Origin of the sequence: Kitasatospora sp. HPM-01-4 (assembly GCF_051374625.1) — a bacterium.
In the GTDB taxonomy this organism is placed as follows: Bacteria; Actinomycetota; Actinomycetes; order Streptomycetales; family Streptomycetaceae; genus Kitasatospora.
On sequence record NZ_JBPQGP010000005.1, the window covers coordinates 8,449,715 to 8,462,420 of the forward strand.

General features: G+C 72.0%; 7 protein-coding genes. 5 read left to right on the forward strand and 2 right to left on the reverse strand.

Annotation, left to right across the window (positions count from 1 at the left end):
• Window positions 1–188: 188 nt before the first annotated feature.
• Both ACSMTC_RS36720 and ACSMTC_RS36725 read left to right on the forward strand, forming a co-directional pair.
• Window positions 189–2,744 (forward strand): collagenase, encoded by a 2,556-nt coding sequence (locus ACSMTC_RS36720; protein WP_436564072.1) that lies wholly within the window; start codon window positions 189–191, stop codon window positions 2,742–2,744.
• 199 nt (window positions 2,745–2,943) lie between these two features.
• A complete protein-coding gene (locus ACSMTC_RS36725; RefSeq protein WP_436564073.1) occupies window positions 2,944–5,115 on the forward strand; it encodes an MGH1-like glycoside hydrolase domain-containing protein in 2,172 nt (723 codons plus the stop codon).
• A gap of 179 nt (window positions 5,116–5,294) precedes the next feature.
• On the opposite strand, the gene ACSMTC_RS36730 is transcribed toward ACSMTC_RS36725, so the two are convergent.
• Complete coding sequence (locus ACSMTC_RS36730; RefSeq protein ID WP_436564074.1) at window positions 5,295–7,388, reverse strand: HAD-IIB family hydrolase; 2,094 nt, start codon at window positions 7,386–7,388, stop codon at window positions 5,295–5,297.
• Between the two features lie 58 nt (window positions 7,389–7,446).
• Window positions 7,447–8,397 (reverse strand): carbohydrate kinase family protein, encoded by a 951-nt coding sequence (locus tag ACSMTC_RS36735; protein ID WP_436564075.1) that lies wholly within the window; start codon window positions 8,395–8,397, stop codon window positions 7,447–7,449.
• Window positions 8,398–8,492: 95 nt separating this feature from the next.
• Here ACSMTC_RS36735 and ACSMTC_RS36740 point away from each other — a divergent pair, with 95 nt between their 5' ends.
• From ACSMTC_RS36740 to ACSMTC_RS36750, 3 genes are all read left to right on the forward strand, one after another.
• Window positions 8,493–9,218, forward strand: a complete 726-nt coding sequence (locus ACSMTC_RS36740; protein ID WP_436564076.1) for an NAD-dependent epimerase/dehydratase family protein — start codon at window positions 8,493–8,495, stop codon at window positions 9,216–9,218.
• A gap of 521 nt (window positions 9,219–9,739) precedes the next feature.
• Window positions 9,740–10,195, forward strand: coding sequence for a DUF5132 domain-containing protein (locus ACSMTC_RS36745; RefSeq protein WP_436564077.1), 456 nt, complete (start codon window positions 9,740–9,742; stop codon window positions 10,193–10,195).
• Window positions 10,196–10,385: 190 nt separating this feature from the next.
• Window positions 10,386–12,680, forward strand: coding sequence for an ABC transporter ATP-binding protein/permease (locus ACSMTC_RS36750; RefSeq protein WP_436564078.1), 2,295 nt, complete (start codon window positions 10,386–10,388; stop codon window positions 12,678–12,680).
• The last annotated feature ends 26 nt before the right edge of the window (window positions 12,681–12,706 follow it).

The following is a 12,706-nucleotide window of genomic DNA, read 5'->3' on the forward strand; positions in this document are numbered from 1 at the left end:
CGGGGTCGCCCGGGCGAGCACTCACCGACGCGCGGTGGCAGCCGGTGTTATGGCGGACCGGCGCGTTCTGCTATCCCCTCACACATTGTCCGCTCCGGCGGCCCGATGACAGGATTCCGTCAACCCTGACCCCCAAGCCCCCTGCTCGACCCCCAACGAGTTTCCCCCACACAGGAGATGGACCAGCGGTGCGTTTACGAATACCCGCGTTCACGTTCGCAGCCGGTGTCATCGCCGGCTGCGTGTCCGCCGCCGGCCTGCTGCCGGTACCCGCCCTCGCCGCGTCCACCGCGGAGCCCGGCAAGGCGGCTGCCACAGCCTCAGCCGCCCTCCCGAAGCCGCTGGGCGCCACCGTCCCCGGTGGCTCTGAGGACTCCGCCCCGGTCGCCGCCGCGCTCCCGCCGGCCCTGCTCGGCCAGGCGGTGATGGGGCATCCGGCCGGTACCACCGTGCAGACGGCGCAGGGCGCGCCCGCGGCCGGGCCGGCCGCCAGGCCGAACACCCTCACCGCCCCACGGGCGCAGAGCTGCACCCCGGCCGACTTCGGCAGCCGCTCCGGCAACGCGCTGGTCTCCTTCGTGGAGTCCTCGACCACCGACTGCGTCAACACCCTCTTCAACGTCACCGGCACCAGCGCGGGCAGCATCTTCAAGGAACCGCAGATGCTCAGCGTCGCCGACGCCTTCCGGAACCTGGCGACGAGCTACGGCGGTGACGACTCCTCCGGCATCTGGCAGCTGGTGCTGTTCCTCCGCGCCGGCTACTTCGTCCAGTCCAACAACGCCTCCTCCGTGGGCGGTTACGACGCGAAGCTGTCGGCGGCGAGCAAGGCCGGCCTGGACGCCTTCTTCGCCAACCCGCACGCGGCGGACGTCACCGCGGGCAACGGCGACGTGCTGTACGACGTGCTGGTGCTCACCGACAGCGCGAACCTGCAGGGCGACTACCTCGACGTCTACAAGCGGGAGCTGAAGGGCTACAACAGCTCCTACGACGCGGTCCCCAGCATGGTGAACGCGGTCAACGCGGTGCTCACAGCGCCGCTGTGGCGCGCCAACTGGAACCCGGACTTCGTCGCCGCCGTCGCCGCCGACCCGAGCGTCCTCGACACCCTCAGCAGCTTCGCGATCAAGAACAAGGGCCTGCTGAGCGGTGCGAACGCCTTCCTCGACGTCAACGCGGGCAACGACCTCGCCCGGATGGCCGGTGACGGCCCCGCGGTCGAGGCCGTCGCGAAGCCGCTGGTGAAGTCGGTGCTCGGCGCCTCCGCCATCACCGGCCCGACCGGCCCGCTGTGGGTGCACACCGCCTACCAGGCCAACGCCTTCGACGGCGCGCAGTGCTCGTACTACGGCGTCTGCGACCTGCCCGCGAAGCTGACCGCGGCGGTACTGCCGGACACCTACGCGTGCGCGCCGAACCGCACCATCGTCGCCGAGTCGCTCTCGCCGGCCGACCTGGCCGCGGTCTGCGCCAGCCTGCAGGGTGAGGATCCGTTCTTCCACAACCTGGTCAAGGACAACGGCCCGGTCCCGGGCCAGTACGACCAGACGATCACGCTCGCGGTCTTCGCGAACAAGGCCGACTACACGACCTACTCCTGGGCGATCTACGGCAACTCGACCGACAACGGCGGCGAGACGCTGATGGACGTGACCGACCCGAGCAACCAGGCCGTCTCCGTGATGTACCAGAAGTCGTACAACGACGGCTTCGTCGCCAACGTGTGGAACCTCAACCACGAGTACACGCACTACCTGGACGGCCGCTACGACATCAAGGGCAGCTTCGGCACCGAGATCTCCGTGCCGGACATCTGGTGGATCGAGGGCCTCGCGGAGTACGAGTCCTACGCCTACCGCGGCACCACAGACACCCAGGCGATGCAGGAAGCCGCCAAGCACACCTACAAGCTCAGCACCATCTTCCAGAACACCTACGACAACTCGGACTCCACCCGGACCTACCCGTGGGGCTACCTCGCCGTCCGGTACATGTTCGAGAAGCACCCGAACGACATCCAGACCATGCTCGGCCACTTCCGCACCGGTGACTTCCAGGGCGGCTACGCCGTCTACAACAGCCTCGGCACCGCCTACGACGCCGACTTCGACAGCTGGCTCACCGGCTGCGCGGCGGGCGCCTGCTACGCCGCCGGCCCGACGGCGCTGTTCAGCCAGTCGGTCAGCGGCAGCACGGTCAGCCTGACCGACCAGTCCGTCGAGACCGGCAACGGCAGCATCACCTCGTGGTCCTGGACCTTCGGCGACGGCACATCGTCGAAGGAGCGGAACCCCAGCCACAGCTACGCGGCGGCCGGCACCTACACCGTCGCCCTGACCGTCACCGACAGCTCGGGCAGGACCGCCAGCACACCGGTCTCGGTCACCGTCGCCACCGGTGGCACCGCGCTGCCGACCTGCACCGACCCCCGCACGGACGCGATGGGCCAGAACTGCTCGCGCGCCAACCGGGCGGCCGGCGCCGGGAACCTGGACTACCTGTACCTCTACCTCCCGGCCGGCACCACCACCCTGAAGGTCTCCACGACCGGCGGTACCGGCACCGCCTACCTGTACTACAACCCGGACACCTGGGCCTCGCCGAAGTCGTACACGGCCTCGTCCACCAACCCGGGTACCGCCCAGAGCCTCACCGTCACCAACACGACGGCCGGCTACCGGTACCTCAGCCTCTACGCCGCCACCGGCTTCAGCGGCGTCACCGTCAGCACACAGTACTGACCGACCGGGACACGGCCAGGGCAGTCACGCGCGGAGTATCCGTCCACCGCGCGTGACTGCCCTGCGCTCTGCCCACAGATCCACGGCGGTCGGCGGCGGGACGAGCGACGACGGCGCGGTACACCACCGCTCCTCCTCCGACGGAGAGCCCCCGGCCTCCCGCCCGCACGTCCACTCCCACACCAGCCGAGGAACGCCCATGAGCCCCTTGACCCGCCGTCACTTCCTGGCCGCCGCCTCCGCCACCGGCGCCGCCCTCGCCGTGGCCGGTCCCCTCGGCGCACCGGCCGCCGCCGCAGCCCCGGCCGACCAGCGCTACGCCGATGTCCTCGACCTGCACGGCACGCCCGCGCAGGCCTACCCCGGCGACGCCGACGACAACAACCCGATCAACGTCTTCGCCGACCTGGGCGCCTGGCACGCCTACGCCCTGCCACGCCCGCAGGACCCGCTCGGCGGCTTCACCGGCCCGCTCCACCTGGCCCAGGAGTACCCGTGGTGGCTCAGCGACGGCTTCAGCCGCCTCCAACTGACCGAGCAGGGCCGGGTGCTGGACCTCGCCGGCGGTGGAGCTCCCCGGCTCGAATCCCTGCCGGGCCTGCTGCGGCAGTCCTACGACCTCGGGGGCCGACTGGTGCTCACCCTGGAGCTGCGCTTCGCCGGCAACCGCACCGCCCTCGTCAGGGCGCGGCTGGCCAACGACGGCGCCAGCGCCCGGACCATCCGGATCGCCTGGACCGGGACGCTGCTGCGCCCGGCCGACGCCCCGCAGCACGACGCGCCGAAGCTGGTCGCCGCCGAGCGCGGCGCCGGCGTCCGGTTCGCGCGCGTGCGGCAGACCTGGGACTACCTCACCGACGGCACCGAGCGCTTCGAGGTCCGCCACGCGGAGCCGGTCCGCACCACTGTCGGCGGCGACAGCTACCGCACCGAACTGGCCGACGCCGTACGGCTGTTCCCGGGAACGGCCCGCATCCTGCACTGGGCCGAGAGCTACACCTTCACCGACGCCGAGTACTCCCGCGCCGCCGCGGAGGCCGACGCCGCGCTGCGCGCACCGGACCGGGTCGCGGCGGCGGGCGCCGACCGCTGGGCCGGGTACGTCGCCCGCGCGACCGAGGGCGTCCCGGCCGCGCGCCGCCGGGCTGCCGTCAAGTGCGTGCAGACCCTGGTCACCAACTGGCGCAGCCCGGCCGGGCGGATCCGGTATGACGCGGTCACGCCCTCGCTCTCGTACAAGTGGTTCAGCGGGGTCTGGGCCTGGGACACCTGGAAGCAGGCCGTCGGCACCGCCGTCTTCGCTCCCGGCCTCGCGGCCGACCAGATCCGGGCGATGTTCGACCACCAGATCCAGCCCGGCTCCGCCGACCGTCCGCTGGACGCGGGGATGATCCCGGACTGCGTCTTCTACAACGACCCGAGCACCGGCGGCGGCAACTGGAACGAGCGCAACTCCAAGCCCCCGCTGGCCTCCTGGGCGGTCTGGGAGGTCTACCGGCGCGGCGGCGACCGCGCGTTCCTGCGCGAGATGCTGCCCAAGCTGACCGCCTACCAGGAGTGGTGGCTGCGCAACCGCGACCACCACGGCGAGGGCCTGTGCGAGTACGGCGCCACGGTGGACCCGGGCAACGCGGCTCCGGGGGACTGCCTCCAGGCGGCGGCCTGGGAGTCGGGCATGGACAACGCGCCGCGCTTCGACGCCGCCCTCGGCGCGACGGTCGTCGCCAACCGCAGCACGGAGGGGACCCTGCTGGGCTGGTCCCTCGGCCAGCGGTCCGTCGACCTGAACGCCTATCTGGCCGCCGACCACCGCTACCTGGCCGCCATCGCCGCCGAGCTGGGCGACCGGCCCGCCGCCGAGCGGCTGCGCGGCCGGGCCGAGACGATCGACCGGGCCGTGCGCGACACCATGTTCGACCCGTCCACGGGCTGGTTCCACGACACCGACCTGGCCACCGGCGCCCGCCTCACCGCACGCGGACGCGGCATCGAGGGCGCGATCCCGCTCTGGTCAGGCACCGCCTCGCCCGCCCAGGCCCGCGCCGTGCGCGGACTCCTGCTCGACCCGGCGGAGTTCGGCAGCGCGATGCCCTTCCCGACGGTGGCCCGCAGCTCGTCCCACTTCGACCCGGCCGGCTACTGGCGCGGACCGGCCTGGATCGACCAGACCTACTTCGCCATCGAAGGCCTGCGCCGGTACGGCTGGAACCAGGACGCCCGCCGAGTGACGGACCGACTCCTGGCGACCGCCGCCGGGCTTGGCGGCGACGGGCCGCTGCGGGAGAACTACGACCCGCTGACGGGCGAGGGACGGAACTCGACCAATTTCAGCTGGTCCGCGGCCCTGCTCCTGCTGCTCCTGGCGAGCTGACCGGTCGGTGGTGAGGTGAAGTACACCGGCACGCCCGGCAGCCCGGCGGGTACGACACAGCCCTGGCGCCGCCTGATCCCCGCGGGCATGGCCCGCAGAAACATCAGTGCGAGTCGGCGCGGAACCAGGCTCGCTCCGCTCTGACGGACACCATCGGCGCGGACCAGAGCCAGGTCCTGTCACAGCGGATCGACCGCCCCCTCCTCCCCTCTGATCGCGTCGACGATCCGTGCCGCCCAGTCGGCGGGCCGCTCGTCACCGAGGAGGGCGGCGAGCCGGTCCATGCGGGTGCGGCGTTCGGCGGGGGTGAGGGCGAGGGCCTCGGCGAGGACGGCGCTGAGGTCGTCCGGGGAGTGCGGGTCGGTGAGGAGGGCCGCCTCGCCGAGCTCGGCGGCGGCGCCGGCGTGGCGGGAGAGCACCAGGACGCCCGGCCCGCCCGCGCGGTGGGGCGGCAGGGCGGCCTGGGCGGCGATGAACTCCTTGGCCGTCAGGTTCATCCCGTCCTGCAGGGAGGTCACCCAGAGCACGTCGGCGGCCAGGTACTCGTCCACCACCTCGGCGAAGGAGAGCCTGCGGGAGACGTAGTCCACCGGTCTCCAACTCCCGTTTCGCCAGGTGCTGTTCACCTCCGCCACGCGCTGTTCCAGGAGGGTGCGGGTGGTGTCGTGGGCGGTGATGCCCGGCTCCGGCGGTGGACAGACGAGCCGGAAGGTCAGCCGGCCGCGCAGGTCGCGTCGGCGCGTGAGGAGCCGGGCGATGGCCTCGACCTTCTGGACCGGGGCCTTGGCGTAGTCGAGGCGTTCGACCGACAGCACCAGGTGGCTGTCGCCGGGCCGGTGCGGCGGCGTCCGGGTGCGGGCGAGCGCCGTGATGGCCGGCCGGTCGATGCCGAGCGGGCAGACCTGGATGCGCGGCAGCCCGGGCAGGCCGGCCAGCGTGCGGCGGAAACGTTCGGCGAAGGCGGCGGTGTGGAAGCCGGCCCAGTCCAGGCAGGCCAGGGAGGTCCGCAGTTCGGCGGCGACCGGCAGGGTGGCGAAGATCTCCGGGGGAGGGAAGGGCGTGTGGTGGAACAGCCCGGTGCGCAGGTCGGGCCGGGCTGCGCGCAGCAGGGCCGGAACCAGCCAGAGGTTGTAGTCGTGCAGCCAGACGGTCGCACCGGGTGCGGCCTGCCGGCTGATGTGTTCGGCGAACCGCGCGTTCACGGCGCGGTACGAGGCCCACGCGCGGTCGTCGAAGACCGATCGGCCCGGCTCGGACATCAGGACCGGCCAGAGGGTCTCCTTGCAGGCCTGGTGGAAGTGGCCGGTCCACTCGGCGGTGCTGAGCGGCACGAGGGACAGCGGCAGCCCGGTGGGCGGTACGGGAGCGGAGGTGCCGTCGCCGCCGGGCAGGGCGGCGACCCAGACGCCCGCCAGGCCGTCGGCGAAGACGCTGGTGAGGGTGGGGATGATGCCGTTCGGGCTGGTAGGCGTCTGCCAGCTCTCGCCGGTCCAGTGCACCGGCGGGCGGTGGTACCCGACCACGAGCGGGTGCCGGCGCTCCGTCCGGACAGGGTCCGGTACCACCCAGCCCAGCGACCGGAGCGCCGTCAGGATGCCGCCCGCTCCCTGCCGGCTCGCGCGGTGGGTCCGGGGATGTTCGGCGACCGCCGCCAGCAGAGCCGGCTCGGCACCGGCCACGACCACCCCATGGGTGCCGAGGCGGAAGAGTGACAGGTCGTTGAGCGAGTCGCCGGCGACCAGGATCTCCTCGGTCCGCCAGTCGAGCTTCTCGGCCAGGGCCCGCAGCGCGTGGCCCTTGGAGGCCGCCGGCGGCAGCACGTCGAAGTAGCGGTCGGCCGAGTAGGTCCAGCCGCAGCCGAGGGCTTCGACCGCCTCGGTGAGTTCGCCGGTGAGCCGCTCCGGGGCCAGGTGGTACGAGCAGCGGCCGTCCTGGGCCACGCCGTGCTGGTAGGAGAGGTGCCGGAAGCGGCGTAACGCGGCCCGGACGCGCTCCGGTCCCGGCCAGCCGGTGCGTAACTGCGCCTGCACCGGTTCGACGGTGGAGAAGTCGCTGCCGTCGGCCACCGTGGCGCCGACGTCCGCGATGATCCACCGTGGTCTCGGGACGAGCGGGTCGCGCAGGAGCTGCCGGATCGAGGCCAGTCCCCGGCCGGTGGCGAAGACCACGGTCACCTCGGGATGGCGTGCCAGCGCGTCCCTCAGCCGCCGCCGGTCCGCCGGATCGCCGCCGAGCAGGGTGCCGTCCAGATCGGTGACCAGAATCCTCGACATCCGACGGACGCTAACACGACCACTCGGCGCGGTGAAGTGTTCATCCTGCCCGCATCGGCTACTCGTCCGCGGGAGCGGTGGGACCAGGAGATCCGGCGGGTAGCCGGCGGTGGAGGTCCTCGGCGCGCAGGGCCGCACTGGAACCCGGGCCCGTGGTCGCCGCGGCACCGCAGGCCGCCGCCGCGGCGAGGCAGACCGGTACGTCCCAGCCGGTGAGAAGACCGTGGACGAATCCGGCGTTGAAGCAGTCGCCCGCCGCGGTCGTGTCCACGGCCCGCACGGGAACGGCGGGCACATCGTGCCGTGTGCCGTCCTGGACGGCGGTGGCCCCCTCGGTGCCCCGCTTGACCACCAGCGTCGGTACCAGCGCGCCGAGTTCGGCGATGGCGTCGTCCAGCTCACCGGCGCCGGTCAGCCGCATGGCCTCGGCGGCGTTCGGCGTGAAGACGTCCACCTGGGCGAGGGCTCGGCGCACCGCCGCGACGTCGAGGGTGGCGGGAGTGTCGTGGCAGTCCATGACCACCAGCGCGCCGACCTCGCGGGCGGCGCGCGCCGCCGCCACCAGCTCGGAATCCCAGCGCAGTTGCGGAAGCATCAGCACCCGCGGCCGGTGCCGGTTCAGCAACGGGACGAGCGGCTCGGGGGCGACCGGATCCTGGTAGCTGACCATGGCCCGGTCGTCGGGCGAGGACAGGGCGACGGTCAGGCTCCGTACCGGGAACGGGTGGTGGCGGAAGGCCCTCTCGTCCAGCCCCTCCGCCCTGGCGGCGGACAGCACCTCGCCGCTGAACAGATCCGTGCCGAAATCCGCACTCCACAGCACACCGTGCCCGAGCCGGTGCATCGCCATGGCCAGTGTGTAGGCGCCGCCGGGCACCAACGCGAAGCCTTCGGCGAACACCTCGCCACCGGGCCGCACCGACCGTGGCAGCCCGTGGAACACCAGATCCGCGAAGTAGGCCCCCGCGACCATGACTTCACCGTGGTGCGCGTCGCCATCCGTCTCCATCCGGCGAGCATACGGGAGTTGGCCGTCGCCGCGATGTCCCGCATCTGGTGTCCGATGCCATGTCAATGAGGCCGCATCCCTGGTACTTTCGCGGAGTGCGCGTTCTGGTGATCGGCGGGTCCGGACATGTCGGCAGCCTGGTGCTGCCCGCTCTGGCGGAACGGCACGAGGTGCGGGTGCTCGATCCCCGGCCGCCCGCGGGTGATCACGACCATGTGGTGGGGACGGCCACCGACCCGGTCGCGCTGGAGCGGGCCATGCGCGGGGTCGACGTGGTGCTGCACGCCGCGCTGGCGCCCCGCGGTGACGGCGGTCCCGCCTGTGTGGCACGGGAGTTCGACGTCAACGTGACCTCGGTGCACCTCGCGCTGCTGGCGGCGCACCAGGCCGGTATCGGCCACGCCGTGCACATCAGCAGCCTCTCCGTCTACCAGGAGGTCACCGACCGCGGGCTGGACGAGTCGGTGCCGGCCGATGCGACCGACCTGTACGGGCTGACCAAGCGGCTGGCCGAGCAGGTGTGCGAGGCGGCGGTCGCACAGTGGGGCATGTCGGTGACCGTGCTGCGGCTGGCCTGGCCGACCCCTGACGAGCAGTGGCCGGCCTGGGCGCTGCCCGGCCGCGAACCGGTGGTGCACCGGGCGGCTGACGGTACGCCGATCCCCGGCGTCGCGGCCGGCGACCTCTCGCGAGCGGTGCTGGCCGCGCTGGAGCACCGCCACGGGTTCGATGTCCTCCACATCACCGGTGACACCTCGGGGCGGCACTGGAACCCCGCCAAGGCCCGCGATCATCTCGGGTGGCAGGCGCTGCGGCGCTGAGCGGTGACTCCGGGGCTCCAGGCCGCAAGTGCCGCGCCCCCGGGGCTCCAGGCCGCAAGTGCCGCGCCCCCGGGCGGCTGTGGCCTGTGCGCTCGCGTCGAGGTGCGCGGACGGGGGAGGAGACCGCCGGGTATCCCCGCGGTGGGGGACCGATGCGTCGGGAGGGCTCCTTGCTCGCACCGTCCGCTGCGGGAGCCGCGGTGAGCAGTGGCACCGAGGGGAACGATCGAAAATCCGATCATATGTGCGTGCGATGAGAATGCGTGCTGAAATCCGCACCTGATCGGGGTCGATGATCACCCGCATGGGTGAAACAAGCGAAGGCCGTTTGGCTTCGACGGACATGACTCGACTACGGTGACGGATAAGAGCGGGCGGTTGGTCCCATCCATGGGGAATTCGATCCGGTACGTGAATCGCGAATTCCAGAACGGGTGCTTCCGTCCGCATAGCTATGCGCTGCTTCGGTGTTCGCAGCGCCCGGGGCCTGTCATACGTATGTGTAGAGGGGATGGAGCATCATGCCGCCCGTAGTACCGCCCTTTCTGGTAGGTCTCATCGTCGCGCCGCTGGCCAAGCGACTCCTGAAGCCGCTGATGCGAGGCGTCGTCAAGACGTCCGTCGGGCTGGCCCTCGAGGTGAAGAAGGCGGCCCACGAGGCCGGGGAGAACATCCACGACCTCGCGGCCGAGGTGGCCGCCGAGGTGGTGGCGGCGCAGATCGTCGCCGGTGATATCAAAGCCCATGGGGGCGAAGGGTCCCGGCCCGCCAGCAACGGCGTTCCGAGCGCTCCGAGCGCTCCGAGCGCTCCGAGCGTCCCGAGCGCTCCGAGCGCTCCGAGCGTCCCGAGTGCTCCGACTGTCCCGAGCACTCAGAGCGTCCCGAGCGTGGAGAAGGGCGAAGTCGTCAGCCGGGCCGAGAGCGAGGCGAGGACTTCCAAGATCCGCCCGACCACCGGTTCCGCCAAGACGCACTGACGGTCCGGCCGTACGGGATTCCGCCGTGTGGGTGCGTACCCCGATTCGACCCGGAAGAAATGCACCCACACGGCGGTCGGGCGTCGGCTCGACAGCCTTATCTTTTCCTTTTCAGACTTTCCGATCTGTCGCAGTTCTCCGTCCTGCCCGTGACGCTTTCTGCGACCTCCGCAAACAGGTGATCGTACACATGCCATCTCTGCTGGGTGCCGCTTCCGGATACCGCTCCGTGGATTTGGAGGTGCGCCCGCGCTCGGTCATTCCGGGCCGGCAGCGCTGGGACGTCAAGCTGGTCCTCGGGCGGCCCAGGGTCGCCGAAGGCCTCGCTGCGACCTTGCGGCGCATTCCCGGTATCACCGAGGCGCAGGCCAGCCCGATCACCGGCGGGCTCCTCGTCCGCCACGACGCGCGCGTGAGCGCCGCGGACGTCGGCCGGCTCGTCCGCACGGCCACCACCCAGGCGGTGGAGAGTACGGTCCGCTCGGGCCGTCCCGTACCGGAGCGGACCGCCGCGCCGCCGCCACCGCGCGCGGGCCGCGGTGGCGCGCGTCCCGCGCTCGCCGTCGCGGGCGGGGTGGCGGCCGGTGTCGCCCTGGTCCGCGGGTCGACGCTGAGCAGGCAGCTGGTGGCGCTGGGCGGGGTGGCGGTCGCGACCGCGACCGTCGTCCGGCGGGCCTGGCGCCGAGCCGTCGACCACGCACCGGCCGTGGAAGCGCCCGGTGAGGCCGGGCACCCCCTGCTGGAGATCGTCGGACCACATCGAAAGCGGCTCTACCGCGCCTCCGCGCTGTCAATCGCCTGCCAGATCTCGGAGATGGCACTGGGCACGTTCCTCGGCTGGACCGCGCTGGTGCTCATCAAGGGTGAGGCCACCCCGCTGATCCGGCTCGGTCTGACCACCGCATCCGCCCAACTCTGGGGCCTGGTGGGGCTGGTGGCCGCGGCCTGCGCCGCAGTGGCCGGACTCTCGTACGCCTCGAACATCCAGTGGCGCAGGCTCGGCCAGGACATCCAGCACGAGTGGCGCAACCGGACCTACGCGCATGTGCAGCGCCTCGAACTGCGCCACCTGGAGGGCGAGCGGACGACCAGGGTCGCCGGCGCGCTCACGGAGGACGTCGGCCAGCTGGGCACCTTCTTCGCCACCTCCGCGAACGACGTGCTGCAACTGGGCACCAGCCTGCTCATCCTGGTGCCGCTGTTCCTGCTGTTGGCGCCGCAGATCGCCTGGATCGCGTTCCTGCCCATCCCGGTCATCGCCTGGCTGTCGCTCCACCACCAGGACAAGGCCGCGGCCGACTACGCCGTCTCCGGCGAGGACCGGGCCAGGCTGCACAGCCAACTGGTCAACACCCTGGAGGCCGGCGCCACCGTCAAGAGCTTCTGCACCGAGGACTACGAGGCGGAGCGCATCGACCGGTTGAGCGAGGCGGCCCAGGAGAGCAGCCGGCAGACCGACCGGGGCACGATCCGCCATGCGGAGACCGTCCGGATCTGCACGACCAGCTCCATGGCCGGCACCCTGCTGCTCGGCGGCCGCTCGGTGCTCAACGGCACGCTGCCGTTCGAGGTCTTCAGCCCGCTGATCGGGCTGCCCCAGATGGTGCTGGCGCGGATGAACCGGCTCGGCGGCGTCGCCGACCAGTACCAGCGCACGCTCGCCGCCTACGACCGGGTCCGGCGACTGCACGCCCTGCCCGTCGAGACCGAGGGCACCGGCGGACCGCTCGACGTCCAGCAGGTGCGCGGGGAGATCGTCCTCGACGAGGTGACCTTCGCCTACCCCGAGCGGCCGCCCGTCCTGGAGGACGTCTCGCTGACCATCCCCGCCGGGAAGACCACCGCCATCGTCGGCGCCACCGGCTCCGGCAAGACGACGATCGCCAAACTGCTGATGCGCTTCCAGGACACGGCCTTCGGCACCGTACTGCTCGACGGCCGGGATGTGCGCGACCTGCCGCGCCGGGATCTCCGCAGCGCGATCGGGTTCGTCGCCCAGGACCCCTTCCTCTTCGACGGCAGCATCGCCGAGAACATCCGGTACGGCAGCTTCGGAGCCCCGGACGAGGCAGTGGTCGAGGCGGCCACGATGGCCGAGGCGCACACCTTCATCGCGACGCTGCCGGACGGCTACGACACGATGATCGGCGAACGCGGCGCCGCCCTCTCCGGAGGCCAGCGGCAGCGGATCGCCCTGGCGAGGGCGATTCTCAAGAACTCGCCGGTCGTGGTCCTCGACGAGGCGACCTCCGCCGTGGACAACGAGACCGAGGCCGCCATCCAGCGCGCGCTGCGCGGCTTCGCGGCCGACCGGACCATGGTCATCATCGCCCACCGGCTGTCCACGGTCCGCCACGCCGACCGGATCTACGTCATGGACAAGGGCGGCGTGGTGGCCGAACAGGGCACCCACGACGAACTGCTCGCCCGGCACGGACTCTACGCATCCCTCTGGCAGCTCCAGGCCGGCGACCTCGCCGCCTGACCGCAGCCGCACGCAGCCCTCCCGTC

Excerpts from the sequence above, each read along its gene's own strand:
- ACSMTC_RS36745 (WP_436564077.1), top strand. The coding sequence starts at position 9,740 with ATGCCGCCCGTAGTACCGCCCTTTCTGGTAGGTCTCATCGTCGCGCCG.
- ACSMTC_RS36730 (WP_436564074.1), bottom strand. The coding sequence starts at position 7,388 with ATGTCGAGGATTCTGGTCACCGATCTGGACGGCACCCTGCTCGGCGGC.
- ACSMTC_RS36735 (WP_436564075.1), bottom strand. The coding sequence starts at position 8,397 with ATGGAGACGGATGGCGACGCGCACCACGGTGAAGTCATGGTCGCGGGG.
- ACSMTC_RS36750 (WP_436564078.1), top strand. The coding sequence starts at position 10,386 with ATGCCATCTCTGCTGGGTGCCGCTTCCGGATACCGCTCCGTGGATTTG.
- ACSMTC_RS36725 (WP_436564073.1), top strand. The coding sequence starts at position 2,944 with ATGAGCCCCTTGACCCGCCGTCACTTCCTGGCCGCCGCCTCCGCCACC.